Annotated in this window: 23 protein-coding genes; 12 read left to right on the top strand and 11 right to left on the bottom strand. The window is 71.9% G+C overall.

The features are described from left to right. Positions 1-26 precede the first annotated feature (26 nt). A complete protein-coding gene (locus tag ACTG9Q_RS09320) occupies positions 27-257 on the top strand; it encodes a hypothetical protein (RefSeq protein WP_455572718.1) in 231 nt (76 codons plus the stop codon). Here the strand turns inward: ACTG9Q_RS09320 and ACTG9Q_RS09315 are convergent, their stop codons facing one another. Together ACTG9Q_RS09315 and ACTG9Q_RS09310 are read right to left on the bottom strand one after the other, a co-directional pair. Then, positions 258-2,747 (bottom strand): polynucleotide kinase-phosphatase, encoded by a 2,490-nt coding sequence (locus ACTG9Q_RS09315; RefSeq protein ID WP_455572254.1) that lies wholly within the window; start codon positions 2,745-2,747, stop codon positions 258-260. Then, the gene (locus tag ACTG9Q_RS09310) at positions 2,747-4,087 is read right to left on the bottom strand and encodes a 3' terminal RNA ribose 2'-O-methyltransferase Hen1 (protein ID WP_455572717.1); all 1,341 of its coding nucleotides are present in this window, start codon (positions 4,085-4,087) and stop codon (positions 2,747-2,749) included. Before ACTG9Q_RS09310 ends, ACTG9Q_RS09315 begins: the two co-directional genes overlap by 1 nt. Positions 4,088-4,144: 57 nt before the next feature. On the opposite strand from ACTG9Q_RS09310, the gene ACTG9Q_RS09305 reads away from it, so the two are divergent. From ACTG9Q_RS09305 to ACTG9Q_RS09295, 3 genes are all read left to right on the top strand, one after another. Beyond that, positions 4,145-6,217, top strand: coding sequence for a thioredoxin domain-containing protein (locus ACTG9Q_RS09305; protein WP_455572253.1), 2,073 nt, complete (start codon positions 4,145-4,147; stop codon positions 6,215-6,217). 85 nt (positions 6,218-6,302) lie between these two features. Next, positions 6,303-6,857 (top strand): hypothetical protein, encoded by a 555-nt coding sequence (locus tag ACTG9Q_RS09300; protein ID WP_455572252.1) that lies wholly within the window; start codon positions 6,303-6,305, stop codon positions 6,855-6,857. A gap of 11 nt (positions 6,858-6,868) precedes the next feature. Next, positions 6,869-7,402 carry a GNAT family N-acetyltransferase gene (locus ACTG9Q_RS09295; RefSeq protein ID WP_455572251.1) on the top strand — a complete coding sequence of 178 codons (534 nt, stop codon included), beginning with the start codon at positions 6,869-6,871 and terminating at the stop codon, positions 7,400-7,402. A 26-nt stretch (positions 7,403-7,428) separates the two neighbouring features. On the opposite strand, the gene ACTG9Q_RS09290 is transcribed toward ACTG9Q_RS09295, so the two are convergent. From ACTG9Q_RS09290 to ACTG9Q_RS09280, 3 genes are all read right to left on the bottom strand, one after another. Continuing rightward, positions 7,429-7,815 (bottom strand): Imm1 family immunity protein, encoded by a 387-nt coding sequence (locus ACTG9Q_RS09290; RefSeq protein ID WP_455572250.1) that lies wholly within the window; start codon positions 7,813-7,815, stop codon positions 7,429-7,431. 54 nt (positions 7,816-7,869) lie between these two features. Next, the gene (locus ACTG9Q_RS09285; protein WP_455572249.1) at positions 7,870-8,619 is read right to left on the bottom strand and encodes a DddA-like double-stranded DNA deaminase toxin; all 750 of its coding nucleotides are present in this window, start codon (positions 8,617-8,619) and stop codon (positions 7,870-7,872) included. Between the two features lie 169 nt (positions 8,620-8,788). Further along, positions 8,789-9,874 (bottom strand): DUF1152 domain-containing protein, encoded by a 1,086-nt coding sequence (locus tag ACTG9Q_RS09280; RefSeq protein WP_455572248.1) that lies wholly within the window; start codon positions 9,872-9,874, stop codon positions 8,789-8,791. A gap of 38 nt (positions 9,875-9,912) precedes the next feature. Here ACTG9Q_RS09280 and ACTG9Q_RS09275 point away from each other — a divergent pair, with 38 nt between their 5' ends. The 3 genes from ACTG9Q_RS09275 to ACTG9Q_RS09265 all read left to right on the top strand — a co-directional run bounded on the left by ACTG9Q_RS09275 (position 9,913) and on the right by ACTG9Q_RS09265 (position 12,022). Then, positions 9,913-10,704, top strand: a complete 792-nt coding sequence (locus tag ACTG9Q_RS09275; RefSeq protein WP_455572247.1) for a GntR family transcriptional regulator — start codon at positions 9,913-9,915, stop codon at positions 10,702-10,704. A 375-nt stretch (positions 10,705-11,079) separates the two neighbouring features. Continuing rightward, positions 11,080-11,757 (top strand): Scr1 family TA system antitoxin-like transcriptional regulator, encoded by a 678-nt coding sequence (locus ACTG9Q_RS09270; protein WP_455572246.1) that lies wholly within the window; start codon positions 11,080-11,082, stop codon positions 11,755-11,757. A 46-nt stretch (positions 11,758-11,803) separates the two neighbouring features. Continuing rightward, entirely contained in the window at positions 11,804-12,022 is a 219-nt protein-coding gene (locus ACTG9Q_RS09265; protein ID WP_455572245.1) for a hypothetical protein, read from the top strand. Between the two features lie 82 nt (positions 12,023-12,104). On the opposite strand, the gene trhA is transcribed toward ACTG9Q_RS09265, so the two are convergent. Then, on the bottom strand, positions 12,105-12,773 hold the full coding sequence (trhA, locus tag ACTG9Q_RS09260; RefSeq protein ID WP_455572244.1) for a PAQR family membrane homeostasis protein TrhA: 669 nt from the start codon (positions 12,771-12,773) through the stop codon (positions 12,105-12,107). Between the two features lie 66 nt (positions 12,774-12,839). Further along, positions 12,840-13,262: a CoA-binding protein gene (locus ACTG9Q_RS09255; protein WP_455572243.1), complete on the bottom strand. Its 423-nt coding sequence runs from the start codon at positions 13,260-13,262 to the stop codon at positions 12,840-12,842. Positions 13,263-13,301: 39 nt separating this feature from the next. Between ACTG9Q_RS09255 and ACTG9Q_RS09250 the strand changes: the two genes are divergently transcribed. From ACTG9Q_RS09250 to ACTG9Q_RS09235, 4 genes are all read left to right on the top strand, one after another. After that, entirely contained in the window at positions 13,302-14,078 is a 777-nt protein-coding gene (locus ACTG9Q_RS09250; protein ID WP_455572242.1) for an isoprenyl transferase, read from the top strand. Positions 14,079-14,797: 719 nt separating this feature from the next. Then, entirely contained in the window at positions 14,798-16,048 is a 1,251-nt protein-coding gene (locus tag ACTG9Q_RS09245; RefSeq protein WP_455572716.1) for a PhoH family protein, read from the top strand. 221 nt (positions 16,049-16,269) lie between these two features. After that, the gene (locus tag ACTG9Q_RS09240) at positions 16,270-17,355 is read left to right on the top strand and encodes an amidase domain-containing protein (protein ID WP_455572241.1); all 1,086 of its coding nucleotides are present in this window, start codon (positions 16,270-16,272) and stop codon (positions 17,353-17,355) included. A gap of 74 nt (positions 17,356-17,429) precedes the next feature. After that, entirely contained in the window at positions 17,430-17,825 is a 396-nt protein-coding gene (locus ACTG9Q_RS09235) for a hypothetical protein (RefSeq protein ID WP_455572240.1), read from the top strand. Here ACTG9Q_RS09235 and guaB1 read toward each other — a convergent pair. The 4 genes from guaB1 to ACTG9Q_RS09215 all read right to left on the bottom strand — a co-directional run bounded on the left by guaB1 (position 17,808) and on the right by ACTG9Q_RS09215 (position 24,697). Then, the gene (gene guaB1 / locus ACTG9Q_RS09230; RefSeq protein ID WP_455572239.1) at positions 17,808-19,241 is read right to left on the bottom strand and encodes a GMP reductase; all 1,434 of its coding nucleotides are present in this window, start codon (positions 19,239-19,241) and stop codon (positions 17,808-17,810) included. The genes ACTG9Q_RS09235 and guaB1 overlap by 18 nt on opposite strands. A gap of 16 nt (positions 19,242-19,257) precedes the next feature. Continuing rightward, positions 19,258-20,163 (bottom strand): hypothetical protein, encoded by a 906-nt coding sequence (locus ACTG9Q_RS09225; protein ID WP_455572238.1) that lies wholly within the window; start codon positions 20,161-20,163, stop codon positions 19,258-19,260. A gap of 467 nt (positions 20,164-20,630) precedes the next feature. Further along, positions 20,631-23,552 (bottom strand): AAA family ATPase, encoded by a 2,922-nt coding sequence (locus ACTG9Q_RS09220; protein WP_455572237.1) that lies wholly within the window; start codon positions 23,550-23,552, stop codon positions 20,631-20,633. Beyond that, positions 23,549-24,697: an exonuclease SbcCD subunit D gene (locus ACTG9Q_RS09215; RefSeq protein ID WP_455572236.1), complete on the bottom strand. Its 1,149-nt coding sequence runs from the start codon at positions 24,695-24,697 to the stop codon at positions 23,549-23,551. The genes ACTG9Q_RS09220 and ACTG9Q_RS09215 overlap by 4 nt, the downstream gene beginning before the upstream one ends. 99 nt (positions 24,698-24,796) lie before the next feature. On the opposite strand from ACTG9Q_RS09215, the gene ACTG9Q_RS09210 reads away from it, so the two are divergent. After that, on the top strand, positions 24,797-25,753 hold the full coding sequence (locus ACTG9Q_RS09210) for a DNA recombination protein RmuC (RefSeq protein ID WP_455572235.1): 957 nt from the start codon (positions 24,797-24,799) through the stop codon (positions 25,751-25,753). Positions 25,754-25,774 lie beyond the last annotated feature (21 nt).

Below are 25,774 nucleotides of genomic sequence, written 5' to 3'. Positions count from 1 at the left end.
CAGCGTCGGCGGGCACGGTCGCGCTCATCGCCCAGCCCGTCCCCACCCCCGCGGTGCCGGGGCCCGCTGACCCCGGCGGCCAGGGCGAGGACTTCGGCAAGTCCTCCCCCCTGGGCTTCCTCATCCTGATCCTCTTCTTCATCGCCGTGGCGTTCCTGATCCGCTCGATGACCAAGCACCTCAAGCGCATCCCGGAGTCCTTCGACCCGCCTGCCGCGAGTGAGGCGCCGGACAGCCCGCCCCCCGCGAAGGCGTAGTCACAGGCGCGGGTCCACCGCTTCCGACTCCAGGGCGAGGACCGCGAACACGCATTCGTGCCCGCGCCACAGCGGCTCGTCTTTCGCGAGGCGGTCCAGCGCGGCCAGGCCGAGGGCGTACTCCCGCTGCGCCAGCGAGCGCTTGTGGCCGAGGTGGCGCTCGCGCAGCCTGACCAGGTTCGCCTCGTCGCGGTAGTCCGGGCCGTAGATGACGCGCAGGTACTCCGGGCCGCGCACCTTGATTCCCGGCTGGATCAGCCGCTTGCCGTGGACCAGCAGGTTCGCCGCGGGTTTGACCACCATGCCCTCCCCGCCCGCCGACGTCAGGTCGGTCCACCAGGCCACCCCCGCTGCCACCGAGCCGGGGTCGGCGGTGTCGACGGCGAGCCTGGCGGTGGTGGTGAACAGCTCCGGGTCGGCCGCGGCCAGGCGGTCGGCGATCGACAGGTGCCACAGGTGGGGCGTGGTGTGGTAGGTCGCGCCCGCCGTCGCCAGGACCTGGAACGCGGCGACGCGCACCGGGCCGCCGCAGTAGCGGCGGTAGGCGGCGCGGAAGGCCGTGGCGTTGTCCAGGCGCCTGCGGGTACGGGACAGCAGGTCGGCGACGTCGACCCCGCGGGCCACCGCCGCCGCCAGCTCCGCCGAGGCGACCGGCAGCGCGGACTCCGCCGCGGCGGCGACGGCGGCGTACTGCCCGCGCACGAGCGTGTCCGCCTTGGCGTTCCACGGCATGATCTCGGCGTCGAGCAGCAGCCAATCAGTGTCCAGTTCGGACCAGAGGCCCGCCTCGGCCACCGCTGCCCTGACCCGTAGGAGCACGTCGTCGGAGGTGAAGAAGGCCCGTCCGGTGCGGGTGTGGATGACGCCGGGGCCGTCACCGAAGCGGGTGACCGCGTCGTCGCGGGTCACCAGGATCACCGCGCGCGAGCCCATGTGCTTCTCCTCGCACAGCACCTCGCGCACGCCCTGGTCCAGGTAGTCCGCGAACGCCTCGCCCGGGTGTTCCAGCAGGTCGCCGTCGCGGTGCGTGGGCGGTGGCGTCATGGTCGGGGGCAGGTAGCGCAGCAGGCGCGGGTCCACGGCCCAGCGGCTCATCACCTCCAGCGCGGCGGCGGCCTGCTCGGCGCGCACGGTCACCTCGCCGTAGCCGGTCTCCACGACCCGCCTGCCCAGGACGTCGGTCAGCTCCAAGGAGTCCGGCGGGCGGACCGGGCCGCCCAGGGGCCGCTTGGGCTCGTACCAGACCTGGTGCGCCGGGACGGAGACCACCTCGCGCTCCGGGTAGCGCAGGGCGGTGAGCTTGCCGCCGAAGACCGCGCCGGTGTCCAGGCACATGGTGTTGTTGACCCACTCCACCTCCGGCAGCGGGGTGTGTCCGTAGAGGACCATCGCGCGCCCGCGGTACTCCGTGGCCCACGGATAGCGCACGGGGAGCCCGTACTCGTCGGTCTCGCCGGTGGTGTCGCCGTACAGCGCGAAGGACCGCACCGTGCCCGACGCGCGGCCGTGGAAGCGCTCGGGCAGGCCCGCGTGCGCGACCACGAGCTCGCCGCCGTCGAGCACGTAGTGGGCCAGCAGGCCGTCGCAGAACTCGCGCACGGCGGCGCGGAACTCCTCGGGCTCGGCCTCCAGCTGCGCCAGCGACTCGGCCAGGCCGTGCGCGACGGTGACCTTGCGGCCGTCCAGCGCGCGCGCCAGCTTCTGCTCGTGGTTGCCGCACACCGCGAACGCGGTCCCGGCCGCCACCATGCCCATCGCCAGCCGCAGCACGCCCGGGGTGTCCGGCCCGCGGTCGACGAGGTCGCCGACGAACACCGCCCGCCTGCCCTCGGGGTGCCGGGCGCCGACCGCCCGGCCCGCGTCGTCGCGCTCCACGGCGTACCCCAGCGCGCCGAGCAGGTCCTCCAGCTCCACGCGGCAGCCGTGCACGTCGCCGATCACGTCGAACGGGCCGGTCTCCGCGCGCAGGTCGGTGCGCAGCGGCTCCACGGTGATCCGCGCCGCGGCCACCTCGGCCTCCCCGCGCAGCACGTGCACCCGGCGGAACCCCTCCCGCCCCAGGCCGCTGAGGGATTTGCGCAGCAGCGTCCGGTGCCTGCGCACGACGTGCGCGCCGAAGTCGCGGTCGGGCCGCTCGGCGTTGCGCGCCACGCACACCGACTCCGGCAGGTCCAGCACGATCGCCACCGGCAGCACGTGGTGCTCGCGGGCGAGCTTCACCAGGTCCGCGCGCGCCTCCCGCTGCACGTTCGTCGCGTCGACGACCGTCACCCGGCCCGCCCGCAGGCGCGCGCCCGCCACGTGGTGCAGTGCGTCGAAGGCCGCGGCGGAGGCGCTCTGGTCGTTCTCGTCGTCGGCCACCAGGCCGCGGAAGAAGTCGCTGGAGAGGACCTGGGTGGGCTTGAAGTGAGTGCGCGCGAAGGTCGACTTGCCTGAGCCGGACGCGCCGATCAGCACGACCAGCGCCATGTCCGGGATCGCCAGCTCCATCACGCCTCCACTCGGCTGAACAGGGCCAACTGCGTCGGCGGCCCGACCTCGGGGTCGTCCGGGCCGACCGGGCGGAAGGTGACCGTGTAGCCCCGCACGGCCTCGGCCCAGGCGCGGAACTGCGCGCGCGTCCACTCGAAGCGGTGGTCGGGGTGGCGGAACCCGCCGTCGGCCAGGCCGGGGTACCGGACGTTGTGCTCGACGTTGGGCGTGGTCACCACGACGTGGGCCGGGCGGGCGGTGCCGAACACGGCCCGCTCCAAGGCGGGCAGCCGCGACGGGTCGACGTGCTCGATGACCTCCATCAGCACGGCGGCGTCGAACCCGGTCAGCGACGAGTCGCCGTAGGTCAGCGACGACTGGCGCAGCGTGACCCGCTCGCGGGTCCGCTCCGGCAGTCGTTCCCGCCACCGCGCGGCGGCGCCCAGCGCCCCCGCTGCCACGTCGGTGCCCACGACCTCGGTGAACGACGGCTCGGCCACCAGCTCGCGCAGCAGCGCCCCGCCGCCGCAGCCCAGGTCGAGCACGCGGCGGGCGCCCAGCCCGCGCAGGACGTCGACCACCGCCTGCCGCCGTACCGCGGCCAGCGGGCGCTCGCCGGGCTCGGTGGGCGGCTCGACCCCGTCCAGCTCGGCCAGCCGCTCCAGCGCCGAGCGCACGTAGGCGCCGCGGTGCTTGAGGTAGCGCGCGCTGATCAGCTCGCGCTCGGGGTGGGTGCTCAGCCAGTCCCCGCCGACCCTCAGCAGCTTGTCGACCTCGTCGTCGCCCACCCAGTAGTGCTTGGCGTCGTCGAGCACCGGCAGCAGCACGTAGAGCTGGCGCAGCGCGTCGGCCAGCCGGACCTCCCCGGACAGCGTCAGGTCGACGTACGGCGAGTCGCCCCACTCCGGGAACGCCGGGTCCAGCGGCACCGGCACCGCGCGCACCTGCCAGCCCAGCGGCTCGAACAGCCGCGCCGCCAGGTCCGGCCCGCCCCGGCTCGGCGCGGAGGGCACCCGCACCGTCAGGGGGATGGGGTTCGCGGCCAGCTCGGGCCGGGCGTCGCAGCGGCCGGTCATCGCCGTGCCGAACACCTTCGACAGGGCCACCGCCAGCATCGACCCGGCCGCGTACGGGCCGTCGTTGACGTAGTGGCCCAAGCCGGTGACCTGGTTGCGGTGCGCGCGGGCCAGCGCGATCGGGTCGACCTCCAGCAGGAGCGCCGCGGTGCACTCCTGTTCGTCCGCGCGTGGGTAGAACACGTGCGCGCTGCCGAACGTCTGGGCGCGGTCGGGATGCTTGTGGAGCAGGTACCCGAGGTCGGTGGCGGGCGCGCGGGTCGTGGTCAGGGTCAGCAGCACCGCCGCAGTCTCGCGCACCTCCGGCCGGATGGCACCGCTTTTGAGACCCTGGACGACATGGCGAACCGGCTCAGCGTCTCGACCAGCCCGTACCTGCTCCAGCACGCCGAGAACCCGGTGGACTGGTGGGAGTGGTCCCCGGAGGCGTTCGCCGAGGCGGCCCGCAGGGACGTGCCGGTGCTGCTGTCGGTCGGCTACGCCGCCTGCCACTGGTGCCACGTCATGGCGCACGAGTCCTTCGAGGACGCCGAGGTCGCCGCGCTGATGAACGAGTGGTTCGTCAACGTCAAGGTCGACCGCGAGGAGCGCCCGGACATCGACGCGGTCTACATGACCGCCACGCAGGCCATGACCGGCCACGGCGGCTGGCCGATGACCTGCTTCCTCACCCCGGCCGCCGAGCCGTTCCACTGCGGCACCTACTCCCCGCCCGCGCCGCGCCACGGGATGCCGTCGTTCCGCCGGCTGCTGACCGCCGTGCACGAGGCGTGGTCTTCCGGCGACGACGAGGTCCGCACGGCGGGCGCGCAGGTGGTGGCGCAGCTGCGGGAGCAGGCCGGGCCGCTGCCCGTCGGCGAGGTGGGGGTCGAGGTGCTCGCCGGGGCGGCGGCGTCCCTGCTGGGGGAGTACGACCGGCGCGACGGCGGGTTCGGCGGCGCGCCGAAGTTCCCGCCGACGATGGTGCTGGAGTTCCTGCTGCGCCACCACGAGCGCACCGGGTCCGTCGAGGCGCTGTCCATCGTGGAGGGCACGGCGCGCGCGATGGCCGACGGCGGCCTCAACGACCAGCTCGCGGGCGGGTTCGCCCGCTACAGCGTCGATGCGGGCTGGGGGGTGCCGCACTTCGAGAAGATGCTCTACGACAACGCGCTGCTGCTGCGCTTCTACACCCACCTCGCGCGCCGTACGGGGGTCGAGCGGTACCGCCAGGTCGCTATCGATACCGCGCGGTTCCTGTTGGCGGACCTGCGCACCGCCCAAGGCGGGTTCGCATCCTCATTGGACGCCGACACCGACGGGGTCGAGGGGCTGACCTATGTGTGGACGCCCGCGCAGCTCACCGAGGTGGTGGGTGAGTCCGACGGCGCGTGGGCGGCCTCACTGCTGAAGGTGACTCCCGAGGGCACCTTCGAACACGGCGCCTCGACGTTGCGGCTCGGGGAGGTCGATGACGCCGCGCGGTGGGAGCGGGTGCGCGCGGCCCTGCTGGCGGCGCGGGCGGAGCGTCGGCAGCCGGGGCGCGACGACAAGGTCGTGACCGCGTGGAACGGGCTGGTGATCGCCGCGCTGGCGGAGGCGGGCGTGGTGCTGGCGGAGCCCGCGTTCGTGGCGGCGGCTTCCCAGGCGGCGGATCTGGTGCTGGGCCTGCACGTGGTGGGGGGCCGGTTGCGGAGGACGTCGCGCGACGGCGCCGTGGGGTCGGCTCTCGGGGTGCTGGAGGACTACGGATGCCTGGCCGACGGCCTGCTGGCGCTGTACCAGGCGACGGGGTCCGCGCGGTGGCTGGACGCCGCGTGCTCGTTGCTGGACACCGCATTGGCGCGTTTTGCCGATGCGTCGGTCGCCGGGGCGTACCACGACACGGCCGACGACGCCGACGCGCTGGTCTGGCGGCCGGGTGACCCGGGGGACAACGCCAGCCCGTCCGGGGCGTCCGCGCTGGCGGGCGCGCTGCTGACGGCCTCCGCCCTGACCGGTGCTCCGGCGGCCTACCGGACGGCGGCGGAGGCGGCGGTGCGGCGGGCGGGGGTGCTGGCGTCGCGGGCGCCGCGCTTCGCCGGGCACTGGCTGACCGTGGCGGAGGCGCTGGTCAGCGGTCCGGTGCAGGTGGCGGTCGCGGTGTCGGGGCCAGCGTCGGTGTCGGGGCTGGCGTCGGCGTCGGGCTCGGGGTCGATGTCAGGCTCGGGGTCGGTGTCGGACTCGGCGTCGGTGTCGGTGTCGGGGGAGCTGGCCAGGGCGGCGGTGCTGCACGCGCCCGGGGGCGCTGTGGTGCTGGCGGGCGAGCCGGGCTCCGCGCCGCTGCTGGCCGACCGACCCCTGGTCGACGGCGTCCCGACGGCGTACGTGTGCCGGGGGTACGTGTGCGACCGGCCGGTGACGTCGGTCGAGGAGCTGCGGGCCCTGCTCTGATCGCTTTGGGTGAACATCCTGGGTGTTGCCCGGGTAGCGGCGTAACGTGAGAAGGGTCGTAATCATGTAATCAAGGGAGTACGTCATGCGAGGCAAGTGGGGTTCGAGGGGTGGCTGGCAGCAGGCCGACCTGCCGTCGGCGGAGGACGCGGCGGCCTGGTTCTCCGGCAGGCTGCCCGACGGGTGGTTCGTCGGTGAGCCCGAGGTCATCGTCGACCGCGAGGAGATCACCGTGATCGGCGAGCTGTCCGCGCTGGAGGGCACGTACGACGACGACGCGTCCCGCGCCGCCGCGGAGTCCGGCCGCATCAGCCGCTGGCGGGAGGAGACCCGCGAGGGGCGCATCGAGATCGCGCGCCAGGCCGAGCACCGCTACGCCCGCAAGGTCGCCTGGGGCGCGCGGCTGGGCGAGACCCGGGAGCTGTTCACCGTGCTCGCCGTCCCGGTGATGACCCGGCTGCGCCAGCCGGAGCGCCAGGTCCTGGACACCCTGGTCGCCGCGGGCGTGGCCCGGAGCCGTTCCGACGCCCTGGCCTGGGCGGTGCGCCTGGTCGGCGACCACACCGACGAGTGGCTAAATGGGCTGCGCGAGGCCATGTCGAAGGTCGATGATCTGCGGGCGAAGGGACCCGACCTGTAGGGAGAGCCGCTGTGTCGTTGACCGGCAAGCTGGTGCGCCTGCGCGCCTTGGAACCCGAGGACGCCGACACCGTCTGGCGCTGGCACAACGACCCCGAGGCCATGCGGTGGCTGGACGGCTCCTACCCGGAGCCGCTGGCCGCCATCCGCAAACGCTGGGAAGAGCGCCCCGCCAACTCTTTCGAGCGCACCCTGTTCGGCATCGAGACCATCGCCGACACCCGCTTCATCGGCATCATCGTCCTCCGCGACGCCACCCCAGAGCACGCCCGCGCCGAACTGGACATCTACATCGGCGAAAAGGACTGCTGGGACGGCGGCCACGGCACCGAGGCGATGCGCCTCATGTGCCGCTTCGGCTTCAACTTCATGCGCCTCCACGCCATCGAACTCACAGTGGTCGCCGAAAACGAACGAGCCCGCCACGTCTACCGCAAGATTGGTTTCGTGGAAGAAGGCCGCCTCCGCGAAGCCTTCCGCCTCGACGGCAACTGGCACGACGTCATCGTCATGAGCCTGCTGGAGGGCGAACTCATCACGGACTGACCGCAACCGACCGCAGTGGCGATTGACTACTCCCACACCTGCCACACCACACTCGCCGGCCGCTTGCCCTGGCTGGTCATCAACTCAACCATCGCCGCCTTGACGACAGCGAGCGGCACCTCACAGTTCCCGGGCCACTCATCACCCGTACCGAAATAGACGAACCGCACACCGTCAGGATTCACCCGTTCCCCGACGCTGAACCACTCCCCACCATTGTTCGCCGGGTCGCCACTGTCACCGGCGTACCGCACGGCCCCAAGCCCGGTAGCGCTGTCCGCGCCAATCACCAGCTCATGGTCCGGCTGGACATCGCTCCCCTCAAGCACGGCGTAGACCGTGGCCGAGGTGTACTCCCAGCCCGCCACCATGAGTTCCGCAATGAACCCCTCAATATCCACCTCGTTCCGCAAAACACTAGGCGACTGGCCATGCCGGTAGCCTGCCTGAAGGACGAATGCCACGGATCAAGCTCGCTTTCCTGTATAGGTGACCATACCGCCGGGATAGTAAACGATAACAGACTGACCGGGCTTCAAAATTTGGGACAGCAGTCGGTCGCAGGACCACGGCCCGCTATCACAGGGTTTGTTGTTGATGACAAGCGTCACGCGGCGTGCATTCGCCCGTCGCATACGAACCGCCAACTTCACCTCAACGTGAGTTGCCGCCCACAAGTCCCCCCGAGCGGGCGCGAGGCCCAACGCGCGTAGGTCACCGCAGGCTTCGGCATATCCGTCCTTGCGGCCACTGGTCAAAGGGCCGTGCTCTTGGCCGTCATCGTCAATCCAATAGCCCGAGGTCTTTGGTTCTTCGGGGCCGCGCACGGGCAGTTGGTTCAACAATTCGGCTGCCCGTGTGCCGTGGTCTTCCGTTGCGGCCGGTATAGGCCGAGGTGGTGCCGGGGCGGTCGCCGGGGCCTTGGGTGGCCCAATCGATTCGTTCCCAATCGCCCTGACTGCTCCCGCGATATGGGTGCGGTACGCGGCCACGGTGTCTTTGGCGCCAGCCGAGATCGCCGCCACCCGTTGGAGTTGGGCATGCGCTTGGTCGAGCAGGGCTGACGCGTGGTCCGCCTCGGGGCGGCTGGTGCCCTGGCTGGCATCAGCCAGAAGTTCGCGAGCTTCGGCTAAGCAAGCACGGGCGGCCATGACCAACTCCGCCGACAGCAGACCGGTAACCCGGTCAAGCTGCGCTGCCACCTCTGAAATCGACACGCCGCTACATCACCCCCGAACCGCACCTCACGGGCGGACCTACTCGTCGGGGTATCGGCCCGGGCTACGGGTGGACTTTAGCCTCGCCGGTCTGGCCGGTTAGGTCCAGCGCGTCTTTGCGGCACCCCAGGGCTTCCATGGAGTGACGTCATCGTGGTGGAGGATGAACTCATCGTGGAGTGACCTCAAGCACCGGCCACAAGGGAATCTTGCTGGCAGTCAGGAGTTGAGCCACTTGCAGGGGGTCGACGACGTCAAGGACCTCAGTCGAGATTAGCTCGGCAACCCTCCTTGAGGTAAGGAAATCCACTCCCCTCAGGGCTGCCTTCGAAAGCTGGTTCTGGACAGCTTCCATGGTGGTTCCGACGGTCCTGACGTGTGACTTGCGAATACTTTTGTCTCGCTCAAAGTCGATTTCGGTGCTGCCTCGGATTCCCTTGATGACTTCTTCGACCTCTGTCAGGCTTTTCGTTCCGCAGAGACCATCCGATATTTGGTTGTGCCGTTGCAGTCTCTCACCGTCAAGGCAGATTGCGGTCCCGCTTGCGTTCGAAAGGGGCACCGCACTTCCATTGTCACGAATCTCAACCACTCCGCGAGCACCCAGTGCTGCTGACACCAACAACGCCGTGACCTCGGACGGGTGCCAGTCGAACACACCTCGAACACTTGCCGCGATTTCGCGAGTGATGTGGGCAGCGTCTCCGCCCTCCAGTTTCTGGCATAGTTCACTGACAACAGATTCCGGCAGCTCCCCATCGAGCCCTGGTCCACAAATCGTGACGTAGAAGGGTACGCCGCTTTCCGAACACGCGGCAAGCGCCAAAGAGTCGGCCAGTGGGCTCCGCAACTCCTGCTCATCACCGGTGGCAACAAGGTCGCCACCGACATCGACCAAGTTTATGCAATCTGCGCGAACATAGGCGGCAATGCAGCTTATTTGCTGCGCGGTTCCGCGTGCTCCGCCCGCTGCGTCTAGGAGAAAAACGCGTGCGGGAAGTGTTTCCGCTAGCCGGGGAAGCGTCGAGCGGGACGGGGGGCGCGGTTTAGTATTCTTGGTCACTTCGAAGACGAGTGGGCCATGTTGCCGTAATCCAGTGAAATCGTTGAAACCGCGGGGGCCGGGTAGAGGGTCTATTGACAGGCGTTCCCACGCCCATGTGGCGATGAAGAGCTCGTCACCCTCTGGGGCAAGCATGGCCGCGGCGATGGCGTCTCCGCCGCCGCCTGCGGCGACCATGAGGGTGCGTCCCACCCGGTCATCGTAGGTCGGCTGGGCAGGGGAGGGCTGACGTGGCTAAGCTGGCCTGTGGCATAAGCCAATTGCGAGGGGTGTCGATGCCGAAGATTCAGGAGGTCCTGCCCAAGTACCTCCAGATCGCCAACCACTACAAGGACCAGATCACGCGGGGCGATCTGAAGCCGGGGGACAAGCTGCCCTCCGATCGGCAGATCGCGCAGGACTGGGGTGTTGTGCGGCCTACCGCCGAGAAGGCGGTGAAGGCACTGCAGGTGCAGGGGATCGTGGAGCGGCGGCAGGGGTCGGGGACGTACGTGCTGGCGCAGCGGGTGGCGACGCGGGCGCGGGAGCTGTACTCGCGGGCACGTCAGTTCGGACGGATCTACGCGCCAGGGTGGTATGCGGAGATCAAGGCCGCCGAGGTGGTGCCCGCGCCGGACTACGTAGCCGAGGCGCTGGGTCTGCGAACCGGGGATGAGGTGATCCGGCGGCACCGCGTGACGCACAACGACGCGGGGGAACCGGTGGAGACCTCGGTGTCGTGGCTTGACGGGGGCTTGGTGGAGGTCGCGCCGAGGCTGGTGGAGTTGGAGCGCATCCGGACCGGCTCGGTGAGTTATGTGGAGTCGGCGACCGGGCGGGTGGCGAGCCACGCGCGGGACCGGGTGGCTGCCCGCTCGGCGTCTGAGGATGAGCGAGCAACCCTAGGGTTGTCGGAAGGCGAATCCGCGGTGCTGGTCTACCGCCACACCGTGTACGACCAGGACGATCGGGCCGTGGAGTTCGCGGAGGCCGTCTACCCGGCCAACGTCTGGGCGATCGAACAGGCGTATCCGATCGACTAGCAGCGGAACCGACAACCCCGATCGGGTTCGCCTTGCCCCAAGTGGCATATGCCATTACATTGGCCAGTGGCAGGTGCCACATGGGCACCTCAACGTTGAGAGGGCTTCTGATGGCAATCAGCAGGGGGCACAGGCTCCCGGTCGAGTTCGGTGTGGCGTCCCCGTACGGCTTGGTGATGGTTGGAGATGGCATGCCAGGCGCGGAGTACCAGAGCAGTGAGGGCAGGGCGGCTGGCTCGTCGGCTCCTTCATCGCCCTCATCGTCGCGGTGGGGTGCGGAGAAGGGTGATGGTGGCTCGGACAAGATTGCGGCATAGCCGTGGCTGGGGCTGAGGGCGGTCCGGTTGTCGAGGTGGGGCCGGTACTGGATGGTTAGTGGCGCGGCGGTTGCTGTGCTTCGAGTTGGCTCGGCTGCTGGCTGCGCGGTCGGTGACCCACGGTCAGGCGGGCGCGTGGCTGGGCACGACCCGTGCGTCGTTCAGTCAGGCGATCGCGGGGAAGAACCTGTTGAGCGTGCCTGCTCTTGAAGTGCTGCTCGGGCGCTTGGAGGCGTTGCCTCGGCTGCTGCATCTGCGCAGGTCGGCGAACCGGTCGCCACTGCGCCCAACAGCCTCTGGGCCTGAGTTGGTGATCGGGTTGGAGGCTTACGCCTCACGGATCGAGTTGTACGACGTGGCGAAATTCGGCGGCTTGATCACCACCGACCGGTGGCGCGTCCTGGACGGTGCGGACGCGCCCGAGTTGCTGTGGCTGGTGGAGGAACACCTCACCCGGCGATGGCAACCCTCCGCTGTCCGCGCACGAGTGCGACACGTCCTGAGTCTGCCGAACGTGACCGTTCAGGTGGTCCCGTGCGGGCTGGACCAAGAACTCGCGCTCTCGGGCGGGTTCGAGATCGTCCACGGCCCCGCTGGGGTGGTCGTGTGCGAGGAAGCCCGCCAAACCCACCAGTACCACGACATCAACACCGCGATCACCGAGTTCCAGGAAGCATTCACCGCCCTGCGATCGGCAGCGTTCACCCCATGCCGATCACGGGCCTTGCTGGCCTGACACGTAATCCACATTGCAGGTAACCAACCAAGTTAGGTAGGTCAGAATGTTCACCCATGTCTCCCTTGGCCTGTGGGCCGAGATCAGCGACGAGTGCCCGATGCGGTTCAACACCAACGACGAATCGGGAGCTGTCCTGATCATGGGCGGCTCCCGGGACAGCTTCGAAGTGCACTTCACCCTGCCCGCACTACAACGCTTCCTCGACCTGGGGCAGCGAGCGCTCGACCAGAAGACCGAGCGGGTGGAGCAGGGCGCGGGCTAGACCCGCGCTCGACAACTGGATAGCGCTGGGCGGCAGGAACACGCGGGTATCAAAAGGCTCTCGTGTTCCTGCACGCCCGGGGCTAGGCGACTACGGCGAACCAGATCGCGATGTAGTGGCAGAGGGCGGCGAGGACGGTGGCGGCGTGGAAGAACTCGTGGTGGCCGAAGACTCGGGGCCAGGGGTTGGGCCACTTCGTGGCGTAGAAGATGGCGCCCACTGTGTAGAACAGGCCGCCTACCAACAGCAAGACCAGGGCGGCGACGCCTGCGTTGTGCAGTAGCTCCGGGAGGACGAAGACCGCCACCCAGCCCAGGGCGATGTAGATCGGGGTCCCCAGCCAGCGGGGGGCGTGGGGCCACAGCAGCTTCAGCGCCACGCCCAGCACCGCGCCGCCCCACACCACCCCCAGCACGACGTACCCGGTCGGCTTGGACATCGATATCAACGAGAACGGCGTGTAGGTGCCCGCGATGAACAGGAAGATCATCGAGTGGTCGAGGCGCTTCATCCACGTGCGCGCCGACTCCGTGACCCACCAGCGGCGGTGGTAGAGCGCGCTGACGCCGAACAGGCCCAGGACCGTGACCGCGTACACCGTCGTCGCCAGGGCGGCGGTCGCCGACACCTGGGACGCCACGGTGACCAGGGTCGCGCCGGTGGCCAGGGAGACGAAGAACGACCAGAAGTGGATCACGCCGCGGAGGCGGGGCTTGTTGCGGCCGGGCTGGTCGGCGACGGTTGCGGTCACGGGTCGAGGTTACGGCACCGTAGGGACGCTGACCTGTGTAAGAGCGGCCACAGAAGGCCACGGGGGCTACGACCAGCCGACGACCTCGCGGTGCTCGACGGCCAGGCAGCGGTCCATCACGACGTCCAGGCCGCCGTCGGAGGCGATCGTCGCCGCCTCGGGGCTGATCACGCCCAACTGGAGCCACAGGGCGCCCGCGCCCACCGCCACGGCCGACGCCGCCACCGGGGCCGCGTGCTCCGGCCGCCGGAAGACGTCCACGATGTCGATTTTCTCGGGCACGTCCTCCAGCGACCCGTACACCGGCAGGCCCTCCCACTCCGTCAGGGACGGGTTGACGGGGAAGACCCGCAGACCGGCTCGCACCAGGTAGCGGGCGACCCCGTGGCTCGGCCGCGCCGGGTCGGCGCTGAGGCCGACCACCGCGATGGTCCGGGACTCGTGGATGAGGCGTTCGATGACCGTGAGGTCCTGCCAGGCGGAGTGCACGGCACCAGTGTGCACCGAGCGCGGGTACGCTGGCAGGCCGTGAGTCTTCGCAGGCGAGTCGCCGATGTCGTGTACGGCCTCTACGAGAAACGGCTCTTCCAGCAGGCAGGTGGCCGAATTCCCCGCCATGTCGGCGTGATGCTCGACGGCAACCGCCGGTGGGCGCGGGAGGCCGGGTTCACCGACGTCAACGACGGGCACCGGGTCGGGGCGCAGCGGATCGCCGACCTGCTGGGCTGGTGTGACGACGCCGGGGTCGAGGTCGTGACCCTGTGGCTGCTGTCCACCGACAACCTCACCCGCCCCGCCGCCGAGCTGGCGCCGCTGCTGGAGATCATCGGCGACGTCGTCGACGAGCTGGCCGAGCCGGGGCAGCCCTGGCGGCTGCGGATGATCGGCGCGCTGGACATCCTGCCCCCCGAGACCGCCGAGCGGCTGGTCGCCGCGGCCGGGCGCACGCAGGGCCGCACCGGCATGGAGGTCAACATCGCCGTGGGCTACGGCGGCCGCCGCGAGATCGCCGACGCCGTGCGCAAGCTCCTCCAGCAGCACGCCGAGGTCGGCACCAGCATCGAGGAACTGGCCGAGGTGCTGACCGTCGACCACATCGCCGAGCACCTCTACACCTCGGGCCAGCCCGACCCGGACCTCGTCATCCGCACCTCGGGCGAGCAGCGGCTCTCCGGGTTCCTGCTGTGGCAGTCGGCGCACTCGGAGTTCCACTTCTGCGAGGCGTACTGGCCGGACTTCCGGCGCACCGACTTCCTGCGCGCGCTGCGCGCCTACGGCATCCGGCACCGGCGTTTCGGGTCCTGAGCAGCCGAATGGCCCACGGGATCGCCGCGGGCCATTCGGACTTCGTGGGATCGGCGACTCGCGCCGACAGCGCCGGTCTCGTCCACGACCAGCCTCGTCACACTCGTTCCGCCGGTAAACCTATGGGCCGCGCAAGAGCGGTGCGCGTCGAGAAACGCCTTCGGGTGGCGATTCCACCGAGGTTCACCTGGTCGATTCTCCGTCTATTCGCTGCGTAATCACTGGCATGGCTTCCAGAGCGCTGGTATCCTCTTCACCCCTATCGCGGCAGGGTGACGCCGCTGGTCACCCTGAGTACCGTTTGGCCGGATTGCGCGGCAGGCGTTGATCACGTGGCGTATATGTGACTCGTCGATGACGAATCGGGAAATCACCTGGGTGGCAGCCTGCAGATCGCCAGTCCGCGCGGGTAGCGTCCGAAGTGTCGGGTCGTGTCCATTGCGGCCCGGCCCGGGAGGCCCTGGTCGTGAGCGAGTTGGCGAGGGGGCAGGCACTTGGTCCCCGAGGACCGCGCGGCTGACGCCGCCAGGTCCCACCAGGGCAGGTGACCGGCCCGTCGAGGAGCGGATGCGGTGCCGCGTCCGCGAGGAGTTGCCGTGACCGCTTCGTCCAGGCGCGCCGCCAGCCAGTCCTCAGGCTCAACCGGTGACGGGGAGGGTGGCCCAGCCGGGCGCACCTACGTCCTCGACACCTCGGTCCTTCTCTCCGACCCGTGGGCGCTGACCCGTTTCGCCGAGCACTCGGTGGTCATCCCGCTCGTGGTCATCAGTGAACTGGAGGGCAAGCGGCACCACCCCGAACTCGGCTGGTTCGCCCGGGAGACCCTGCGCCTCCTCGATGACCTGCGGCTGCGCCACGGCCGCCTCGACATCCCCCTCCCGATCGGCGACGCGGGCGGCACCCTGCACGTCGAGCTGAACCACACCGACCCCTCGGTGCTGCCCTCGGGCTTCCGCACCGACGCCAACGACACCCGCATCCTGGCCTGCGCGCTCAACCTGGCCGCCGAGATCCCGGGCGTCACCCTGGTCACCAAGGACATCCCGCTGCGGGTCAAGGCGGGCGCGGTCGGCCTGGACGCCGAGGAGTACCGCGCGGGCGAGGTCGTCACCTCCGGCTGGTCCGGCATGGCGGACCTGGCCGTCGACCAGGACTTCATCAACGACCTGTTCAGCGGCGACGAGCCCCTCGACCCCCTGGACTACGGCGTCGAGGGCGCCGAGCTGCCCTGCAACACCGGTCTGCGCCTGCACGCGGGCGGCCAGAGCGCGCTGGGCAGGGTCACCGCCGACAAGCGCGTGCGGCTCGTGCGCGGCGACCGCGAGGCGTTCGGCCTGCACGGGCGCTCCGCCGAGCAGCGCGTCGCCCTGGACCTGCTGCTCGACCCCGAGATCGGCATCGTCTCCCTCGGCGGGCGCGCGGGCACCGGCAAGTCCGCGCTGGCCCTGTGCGCGGGGCTGGAGGCGGTCCTGGAGCGCGGCCTGCACCGCAAGGTCGTGGTGTTCCGCCCGATGTACGCCGTGGGCGGGCAGGACCTCGGCTACCTGCCCGGCTCGGAGTCGGAGAAGATGCTGCCCTGGGCGCAGGCGGTCTTCGACACCCTCGGCGCGCTGGCCAGCAGGGCCGTCATCGATGAGGTGCTGGGCCGGGACATGCTCGAAGTTCTCCCCCTGACCCACATCCGCGGCCGCTCCCTGCACGACGCCTTCGTCATCGTCGACGAGGCCCAGTCCCTGGAGCGCAACGTCCTGCTGACCGTCCTCTCCCGCCTCGGCACCAACTCCCGCGTCGTCCTGACCCACGACGTCGCCCAACGCGACAACCTCCGCGTCGGCCGCCACGACGGCGTCGCCGCGGTGATCGAGAAGCTCAAGGGCCACCCCCTGTTCGCCCACGTCACCCTGACCCGCAGCGAGCGCTCCCCCATCGCCGCCTTGGTGACCGAAATGCTGGAGGACCATTCCCTTTAGCCGCGTGCGCGACGAAAGGCCGGGCCTTGGCGCCCGGCCTTTCATCGCACACGCGGGGAGAGTGATTGAATTTAGCGTCAACACGTATTGCGAAGCCCCCTCACCTGTTCACGCGTTCGAGTGAATTTCATTTGAACTGACAGACCGCCTCGGCGGACCGCCCCTACCGTCAATGGCTCGTCGGTCCGCCGGTCCGGCGAAAGTCCTGAGGGGGAAATGCAATGCGGTTGATTCGAAGATCCACTGTTGTCGCCATCCTGGCGGTCGTGGCCGGGGGGACGCCCGCGCTGGCCGTGCCGGACACCGGGGCCGACGAGGCGCTGCTGCGCCAGGCGGCGCACGAGTTCATCCAGCACCGGGCGGACACGCTGGTGACCGGCAAGGTCACCACGCACGGGGTGACCGCCATGGCTGACGGCGCGGTCCTCGCGGGCGCCCAGGTCAGCGCGGCCGAGGCGACGGTGTCGACCGAGCTGGCGGCCCGGCGCGAGCGGCTGGCCGCGGCGGGCGAGCGCTACTCCGCCGCCCGCACCGAGATCACCTCGGCGGAGGCCACCGTGCGGGCCAAGACAGCCGAACTGGTGGTGGTCGAGCGAACCACCCTCGACTACCTGCGCGTCACCGGCGACGAGCCCGCCGAGACCGCCTTCGCCGCCGAGCGCACCTTCCGCTTCACCCGCGACGGGGGCCGCTGGGTCCTGCAAAGCCAGGCACTCGCCGACGAGGGACCGCTGCCGGTGACCGAGCCCGCCGCTCCGGCGACCCCCGTCGCGCCACCGGCGGACGGGGCGGCAATCGACAAGCCCGCGAACCCGTCATCGGACAAGGTGACCGTCGCCGCCTACAACTACCAGGCAATGGCGAACTACGCCCTCAAGCACGTCTTCAGCTACAACACGGCCTACCGCCGCTACAGCGACGTGGGCGGGGACTGCACGAACTTCATCAGCCAGGCCCTGCGCGCGGGCGGCTGGGCGCACGTCTCCGGCTGGTACCGCGACTACCGGCACTGGTGGTACAACTCGCTCAACGAGACGTGGTCGTGGATCAACGTCAACTCGTGGGCGAGCTTCGCCCGCCACAGCGGCCGGACATCCCATCTGGGCAACGTGTGGTCCCTGGGCTTGGCCGACATCCTGCAGATGGACTTCTCGGCCAATGGTTCCAAGGACCATTCGATGATCGTGACGTTGCGGACGTCGACCATGCCGTATCTGTCCTACCACACCACCGATACCAAGAACCGCTCGCTGCAAAGCCTTCTCGACGCTTACCGCGGAGCGACGTACTACGCGTTCCGGACCTAGTGCCCACGACGAGACGAGCTGAGTTCGGGGAGGCCGCGCGCGTCGCGGTCTCCCCGCCGCCGAGGAGGCAGGACATGCTGGGTCGACGCCGGGTGCTGGGTCTGTTCGGGGTGCTGGCCTTGGCGGGGTGCGCGGCCGATGGGCCGGACACCGCTGAGCTTGACCGGTGGTTGCGCCAGTACGTGGACCTGCTCAACGCCGGTGATCCCGTGGCGCTGGGCGAGCATGTGGGCGATGCCGGGGCCCGGCTGGGGCGGTTCGGCGGCCGCGGGTTCACCGTTGAGGCCATCGCGATCGGCGGGGAGGTGCCGCGGGTCTACCGGGCGCGCATCGACGTGCGGGACCGCGATGGGCGGGCCGTGTCGATGACCGAGGTGGTGGAGTGGGAGGACGGGCGCTGGCACCTGGCGCCGCTCACCGCCACCGTTCCCTCGGGAGCGGCGTCGACCGAGTCACCAGCCGGCCGGTAGGGGCCTGCCCTCGGCGAAGCCCGCCGCCGACTGGACGCCGACGACCGCGCGCTCGTGGAACTCCTCCATCGTCCGGGCGCCCGCGTACGTGCAGGCCGAGCGGACGCCGGAGCAGATGCCGTCGATCAGGTCCTCGACCCCGGGAGCGGCTGGGTCCAGGCGCATCCGCGAGGAGGAGATGCCCTCCTCGAACAGGCCCTTGCGCGCGCGGTCGAAGCCGCTGTCCGCGCGCGTGCGGGCCGAGACGGCGCGCTTGGAGGCCATTCCGAAGGACTCCTTGTACGCCCGCCCGGCCTCGTCGCGCTGCAGGTCGCCGGGGGACTCGTACGTGCCCGCGAACCACGAGCCGATCATCACGTTCGCCGCGCCCGCGGCCAGCGCCAGGGCGACGTCGCGGGGGTGGCGCACCCCGCCGTCGGCCCAGACGTGCCTGCCCAGCGCCCGCGCCGCCGCGGCGCACTCGGCGACCGCGGAAAACTGCGGGCGGCCGACGCCGGTCATCATCCGGGTCGTGCACATGGCGCCGGGCCCGACGCCGACCTTGACCACGTCCGCCCCGGCCTCGATGAGGTCGCGGACGCCCTCGGCGGTGACCACGTTGCCCGCGACCACCGGCACGGCCGGGCCGAGCGCGCGCACGGCCTTCAGCGCGGTGAGCATCTTCTCCTGGTGCCCGTGCGCGGTGTCCACGACCAGGGTGTCCACCCCGGCGCTGAACAGGGCGTCGGCCTTGGCGGCGACGTCGCCGTTGACGCCCACGGCGGCGGCGACGCGCAGCCTGCCGCCCGCGTCGAGGGCGGGGGCGTAGACGTCGGCGCGCAGGGCGCCCTTCTCGGTCAGGACGCCCGCGAGCCTGCCCTCGCCGTCCACGGCGACCGCGACGCGCGCGGCGGTCTCGGCCAAGTGGGCGAACACCGCGCGCGGGGCGGTCTCCAGGGGCAGGGTCGCCACCGCCTCGGCGATCTCGCCGAGGCGGGTGAAGCGGTCGACGCCGTGGCAGGCGGCCTCGTCCACCACACCGACCGGGCGCCCGTCGCCGTCGACCACCACGACCGCGCCGTGGGCGCGCTTGGGCAGCAGGTTGAGCGCGTCGGCGACGGCGGCGCCCGCGGTCAGCACCAGCGGCGTGTCCCACACGGTGTGCCGGGACTTGACCCAGGTGACGATGTCGGCGACCGCCTCGGTGGCCACGTCCTGAGGCAGCACGACCACGCCGCCGCGGCGGGCCACCGTCTCGGCCATCCGCCTGCCCGCGACGGCGGTCATGTTGGCCACCACGATGGGGATGGTCGCGCCGGTCCCGTCCGATGTGGACAGATCGACGTCGAAGCGGCTCTCGACCGCGGAGCGGCCGGGCACCAGGAAGACGTCGTCGTAGGTCAGGTCGTGGTCGGGCTCGCCGTGGAGGAAGCGCACGAGGTCAACCTAGCGGTCATTCCCACTCCAGGGCGATACCGGCGATGCCCGGCTCCATGCCCGGGTAGTACGCGCTGACCACGCCCGCGCGGTCGCAGTACAGCTCGCGGGCCAGGGTGGGCGGGCGCGCGTCGCTGACGCGCACCTCCTGCACGAGCCGGGCGGGCAGGGCGTCCATCTCGTACTGCAGCAGGAACGGGCCGCTGCGGGCGCGGAATAGCCGGTAGTAGCCAGGGCAGGGCAGGCCGGTGTGGTCGTCGACGGTGAAGCCGAGCACGACCGTCTCGTCCTGGGCCAGGGTTCGGTCGAACACCAGTTCGAAGACGAGGCCGTGCGCCTTGCGCCGCACCCGGCCGACCCGGCAGCCGTCGTCGGCGGTGACCTGGACCTGGTGGGAGTCGCCGCCGGGCTCGCTGTGGTAGACCGCGACGTAGCGGTCGATGCCCGGCGCCCGCGCCTGGGACACGATCCGGGTGCGCACCCGGCCCTGGGAGCGGTCCGCCCTGATGCTGATGCGCTCGGTGATGAGCCGCACTTCAAGGTCGGCGTTGACCTGCTCGGGGTCGACGCCCAGCTCGCGCAGCAGCTCCCGGGTGATGGGCCCGGCCACGATCAGCTCGGCGAAGGACGTGGCCTGCTTGCGGGCCTTGCCCCGCCGCGCGGGCCCGACCAGCACGACCAGCGAGTCCACGGGCAGGCCCAGCACGGTCTCCAGGGCGCGGACGGCGGTGGGGGCGTGGTGGGCGTCGGGGTGGCGCAGGCCGCGCTGCCAGTAGCTGAGGGTGGACTCGGCGACGTGCACGTCCAGCCGGGCCAGGTGCGCGCGCAGCCGGGCCAGCGACAGCCCGCGCGTCTCGATCGCGGTGCGCAGCGCCACGTGGAAGGGACCCCGGCGCAGGGCGTCGGCCAGCGGGTCGGGCACGCGTTCCTCCCATCGGTGTGAACGACGGTGAATGTTCACAGTAATGGCGCCCCGCTTGACGGTAAAGATGCGGCGAACTGCCGGAACGTCCCGGCGGGCCAGGGCGGCCCCTTGTGGCGGGACGGCCGCCGGAGCCACCGTTCACGTGTCACCCACCCCTGCTCGGGAGGCTCGATGTCCGCCACGAAATCCCTGCGTGCCGCACCGCTGATCGCCCTGTGCCACGCGGTCGACCGATGACGGTCCCGGCCTGCCGGCGTCAGGCCGTGGCCCGCCAGGTCGCGTCGGGGCGAAGCCGTGGTGGGGGGTGCCGGTCATCGGCGGCCCGCGCGGTCCCGGCCGCGCGGCGCCGCTCCTGACCGGACGGACAGGCGGCCCCGGGTGAACAGACGCCCTTGCCCGGGGCCGCCGCCAGGCCGTGTTTCAGTGTGGGGCACGGCATAGCCGCGCCCCACACTGAACGCGACCTACCCGCGGACCAGCTCCAGCGTCGGCCCCGACCGGGCCTTGTGTACCCGCAGTCGCACCGGTATCCGCTGCCGCAGTTCCTCCACATGCGACACCACGCCCACCACCCGGCCGCCTGCCCGCAGCTCGTCCAGAATCGCCATCACGTCATCGAGGGTGTTCGCGTCCAGCGCCCCGAACCCCTCGTCCACGAACAGGGTGTCCAGCACCGCCCCGCCGGTCTCCGAGGCCACCACGTCGGCCAGCCCCAGGGCGAGCGCCAGTGAGGCCACAAAGGACTCCCCGCCGGAGAGGGTCTTGGACGAGCGCACCCGGCCGGTGAAGTCGTCGAGCACGTCGAGCCCCAGCCCGCCCCGCGTGCCCCGCGCCCCGGCCTCGTCGGAGTGCACGAACGCGTAGCGGCCCTGCGTCATCCGCCGCAGCCGGTCGGTCGCCGCGACCGCCACCTCCTCCAGCCGCGCGGCCAGCACGTAGGCCCGCAGCGACATCCGCGCGGTGTTCTGCCCCCGCCCGTTCACCACGTCCGTCAGCGCGTCCAGCTCGGCGAACCGCGCCTCGACCGGCGCCAGGTCCCGCCACGCCGCCCGCAGCCGCCCCGCCAGCCCCGCCATCGCCTCGGCCCGCCCGGCGGCCGCCCTGGCCTGCGCGACCGCCTCCTCCGCGCGCTCCCGGGCCACGTCGGCGGCGGCCACCAGCGGCGCCACGTCGACCGAGGTCTCCGCCGCGACCCCCCACAGCTCGGGGTCGGCCAGGATCTCCCGGTTGGTCGACTCCTTGAGCTGGGCCTCGCCCAGCTGCGTCGCCAGCTTGGCCATCACCTCCTCTTCCCGCGCCGCCCCCAAGGCGCCGGAGAGGGTGGCGAACCCGGCGATGGCGACCGCGGCGGCCACCGCCGTGCGCTGCTCGTCCACCCGCGCCGAGACCGCCGCCTCGGCGGCCCGCGCGTCGGCGACGGCGTCCAGCGCCGAGCCCAGCTCCAGCAGCCGCGCCCGCCGCTCGCCGACCGAGGCGTGCCCGCCGCGCGCGGCCAGCAACCGGGAGGACCGCTGGGCCACCACGGCCGCCACCTCGTCGCGCTCGGCCCGCCACGACGCGATGTCCTGTGCCAGCTGGGTGCGCCGCCGCCCCGCCTCCTCCACCGCGCGCTCGACCGCCTCCAGCTCCGCGACCCGCGTGCCGTGCGAGGCCGCGACCGCTTGCGTGGCAACGAAAGCGGCCTCGGCGCGGGCGTGCGCGGCCATCGGGTCGTCCCAGTCCGCCAGCCGCTCGCGCAGGGTGTCCACCGCCGCCCTGGCCTGCCGCAGCGCGTCGGCGGCGCCGTCACGGGCGCGCAGGGCCCGCTGCTCGCGGTCCTGGGCCCGCTCCTCGTCCCGCGCCGAGACCACGTCGGCGGCCCGCGCGGGCGCCGGGTGCTCCAGCGAGCCGCACACCGGGCACGACGACGACGGCGCCAGGGTGGCGGCCAGCTCGGCGGCCATGCCCGCCAGGCGCCGCTGACGCACGTCCAGCAGCCGGTCCCGCGCGTCCTGGTGGGCGTCGACGGCGCCGGTGTGCCCCCCGACCGCCTCGGCCAGCGCCCGCTCGGCCGCGGGCAGCTCGGCGGCGTGGCGCACGGCCGTCGCCGCGGCCTCGGCCGCCGCGCGCAGGCCGTCCACAGTGGCCAGCGCGCGTGCTGCGTCGGCCACGGCGTCGCGGGCCTGGGTGAGCGCGACGGTCAGGGTGTCGGCCTCGGCGCCCAGCTCGTCCCACGTCGTCTCCGACAGGCGCCGGTCGAGTTCGGCCAGCCGCGCCTCGTCGTCGACCTGGCGCTGGGCCTCGGCGACCAGCCCGCCCAGCTCGCCCGCCTCCTCGCGCAGCGCGTTGGCCGTGGCCCGCGGGTCGTCGGACTCGGTCCAGCCCAGCGCCTCGGCGGCCAGCACCCGCTGGGCGAGCGAGCGCGCCGCCGCCCGCGCCTGCCGCTCCAGCGCCCGCAGCGCGTCGACCGCGGCCACCACGCCCGCCGCGCGGCGGGCCGCGTCCAGCTCCTCGGCCCATTCCGCCCGGTCACCGGCCTGCGCGGCCAGCTCGGTGAGCACCTGGGTGGCCCGCTGGACCCGGCGCACCCGCTCGGCCAGCGCGCGGCCCTCGGCCAGCGCCGACTCGGCGGCCACCCGCGTGCGGCCCGCCGCCACCTCGACCGCCGCGGCGCCAGCGGCCTCGGCGTCCACGTCGGACCCCAGGCCGGTCAGCCACGCCTCGTCCGGCGTCTCGGGCGGCTCGGCGCCCACGACCTGCGCGACCCGCCCGGCCAGCCCCTGGGCCAGCACCCGCGCCCGCTCGACGTCCTGGCCCAGCGCCCGCCGGTTCTCCCGGAACCAGTGCTCGACCCGCTTGAAGTGCTCGGTGCCGAAGAGCCGCTCCAGCAGCTCCTCGCGCTCCTTGGTCTCCGAGCGCAGGAACCGCGCGAACTCGCCCTGCGGGAGGAGGACCACCTGGAAGAACTGCTCCTTGGTCATCCCCAGCAGGTGCTGCACGGTCCGCGCGACCTCATCGATGCGGGTCAGGCCCTCGTGGTCGCTGTCCAGCCAGGTCAGGCTCGCTGTCGCGTTCTGCTTGGTGACACCGCCGCCGCGGCGCTTGGGCCGCGGGTATTCCGGGCTGTGCGAGACCCGCAGCCGCCTGCCGCGCACCGTCAGCTCCAGGCTGACCTCGGTGTGGACGATGTCCGGCGCGCTGTCGCAGCGCAGCTGCTTGGCCTGGTCGCGCACCCCGGGCACGCTGCCGAACAGCGCGTAGGCCACCGCGTCCAGCAGCGAGGTCTTGCCCGCGCCGGTGTCGCCGTGCAGCAGGAACAGGCCCTCGGCGGCGAGCACGTCGAAGTCGACCACCTCGTGGCCGGGGTACGGGCCGAACGCGGTCAGCTCGAGCCGGTGCAGCCTCACTCCGGCTCCTTCCCGGCCACCGCCGCCAACGCCTCGCGCAGCAGGGCCTGCTCCGACGACGTGGCGGTCGTACCCCGCACGGCCTCCACGAAACAGCACGAGACCGCCTCGTCGTCCCGCCCGCGCACCGCGTCGCTGTACTTGCGCGGAGCCGCGCTCCGGCCCTCGGGGCGCCACTCCATGTGCACAGCGTGCGGGAAGCGCTTCTGCAGCCTGCGCATGGCGTCCAGCGGGCGGGCGGGGTCGGTCAGCTCCACGGACAGGAAGTGGCCGGTGAACGCCTCGTGCGCCGGGTCCTCCAGCAGGTCGGTGATGTCCCCGCGCAGCTTCGCCAGCGGGCGCGGCACCGGCAGCTCGCGCCGCTCCACCCCGGCCAGCCCGCCCGCGTCCAGCTCGACCAGCCAGACCGACTTGCGGTGGCGTGCCTCGGAGAAGGAGTACGCCAGCGGGCTGCCGGAGTAGCGCAGGTGCCCGGCGAGGGTCTGCGGGCCGTGCAGGTGGCCCAGCGCGGCGTAGTCCACGCCGTCGAACAGCTTGCCCGGCACGTGCGGCACGCCCCCGACCGCGATCGTGCGCTCGGAGTCGCTGGCCTCCCCGCCCACGACGAACGCGTGCGCCAGCACCACCGACCGCGTGCCGTCCGGGCGCGTCGCCAGATCCGCCCGGACCCGGCGCATCGCCTCCCCGAGCACGCCGGAGTGGCCCTTGAGCTCCGGGTCGCCGAACACCTGGCGCGCGGGGTCGGGCTCCAGGTACGGGATGCCGTAGAGCGCGACCGGGCCGTGCCCGTCGTCCAGGAGGACCGGCCGGTCCAGCTCGGCGATCGACGTCCGCAGGTACAGCCCGCCGGACGGGGTGAAGTCGGCGAAAGCGCCCAGGCGCGGCGCGGAGTCGTGGTTGCCGGGCGTGACCACGATGCGCGCCCCCGCGTCGGCGAGACGGCGCAGCACGCGCCCGCACACCGCGACCGCCTCGGCGGCGGGGACGGCGCGGTCGTAGAGGTCCCCGGACACGACCACGACGTCGACGCGCTCGTCGGCCACCAGGTCGGCGAGGCCGCCCAGCACCGACTCCTGCTCGACCAGCAGGTCGCGGCCGTGGAAGGTGCGGCCCACATGCCAGTCGGAGGTGTGGAGCAGCCGCATGGCGGACACGGTAGGGCGCTCTTGCGCCCGAATGGGGGAGGCCACGCCGCTCGAACGGACGTTCGGCCCGGTGCGGCCACGGTGGGCCACAATGATCGCGTGACCGCCGTCCTGGGCACCCTGACCGCCGTCCTCGCCCTGCTGCTGGCCGCGGCCGTGGCGCTGTTCCTGCGGCTCTACGCCGAGAGCAACCGCCGCGCCGAGGCCGCCCGCGCCGAAGTCGCCGGTGAGCGCGCCCGCTCCGACACCCACCAGGCCGCGCTGCGCCGCTACGAGGTCGCCTTCTCCTCCATCAGCGGACGCGGCGAGCTCGGTGAGCGGGTGCTCGTCGAGACCGCCCGCGCCCTCGGGCTCAGGGAGGGCCTGCACTACGAGGTCCAGACCGATGTCGCGGGCGGCGGCGCGGCCCGGCCCGACCTGCTGCTGCTCGTCGGCGACGGCAGGCGCGTCCCGGTCGACGCCAAGATGAGCCTGGCCTGCTGGGCCGAGGCGGTGGAGACCGACGACGCCGAGGAGCGCGTGGACGCCTTGCGCGTGCACGTGCGCAACATCCGCTCCCGCGCCGCGGAGCTGGCGGGCAAGAACTACCAGCGCTGGGCGGACGCCATCTACGGCACGGTCATGTTCGTCCCCTCCGACGCCGCCGTCGTCGCCGCGCTGGACACCGACCCCGGGCTGCTGCGCTGGCTGCTGGACCGGCGGGTGTTCCTCTGCGGGCCGACCGGGTTCGGCGTGGTCGCCGCCGCGGCGCTGTTCGCCGCCACCGAGCGCGCCATCGTCGAGGACGTCGCCGCCGTGCGCGCGGCATCGGCATCAGCGCACCGGGCCGCGGGCAGCGCCATCGACGCGCTGAACCTCTCCAGCACCCACCTGCAGCGTTTCGTCTCCGCGCGCCGCAGGGAACTGGAGGCGCTGGAGCAGTTCCGCGCCTCCGTGCTGCCGCTGAGCGAGTCCACCGCGAGCCCGACCCCCCTGCCCGCGCTGCGGCAGGCCGACGAGATCGCGGTCAACGGCGAATCACCCGTCCAGGGCACACCTGTACACCATGACGGGTGATCGCGTTCGCACGCCCGGTGA

The organism is Actinokineospora lacus, assembly GCF_053813445.1.
The sequence above is the reverse complement of the archived record's forward strand: the minus strand, read 5'-3'. Positions and strand labels throughout refer to the sequence as shown.

Coding starts and splice junctions, on each gene's coding strand:
- ACTG9Q_RS09315 (WP_455572254.1), bottom strand. CDS start 2,747: ATGGAGCTGGCGATCCCGGACATGGCGCTGGTCGTGCTGATCGGCGCG.
- ACTG9Q_RS09305 (WP_455572253.1), top strand. CDS start 4,145: ATGGCGAACCGGCTCAGCGTCTCGACCAGCCCGTACCTGCTCCAGCAC.
- ACTG9Q_RS09300 (WP_455572252.1), top strand. CDS start 6,303: ATGCGAGGCAAGTGGGGTTCGAGGGGTGGCTGGCAGCAGGCCGACCTG.
- ACTG9Q_RS09265 (WP_455572245.1), top strand. CDS start 11,804: ATGTTCACCCATGTCTCCCTTGGCCTGTGGGCCGAGATCAGCGACGAG.
- ACTG9Q_RS09240 (WP_455572241.1), top strand. CDS start 16,270: ATGCGGTTGATTCGAAGATCCACTGTTGTCGCCATCCTGGCGGTCGTG.
- ACTG9Q_RS09235 (WP_455572240.1), top strand. CDS start 17,430: ATGCTGGGTCGACGCCGGGTGCTGGGTCTGTTCGGGGTGCTGGCCTTG.
- ACTG9Q_RS09215 (WP_455572236.1), bottom strand. CDS start 24,697: ATGCGGCTGCTCCACACCTCCGACTGGCATGTGGGCCGCACCTTCCAC.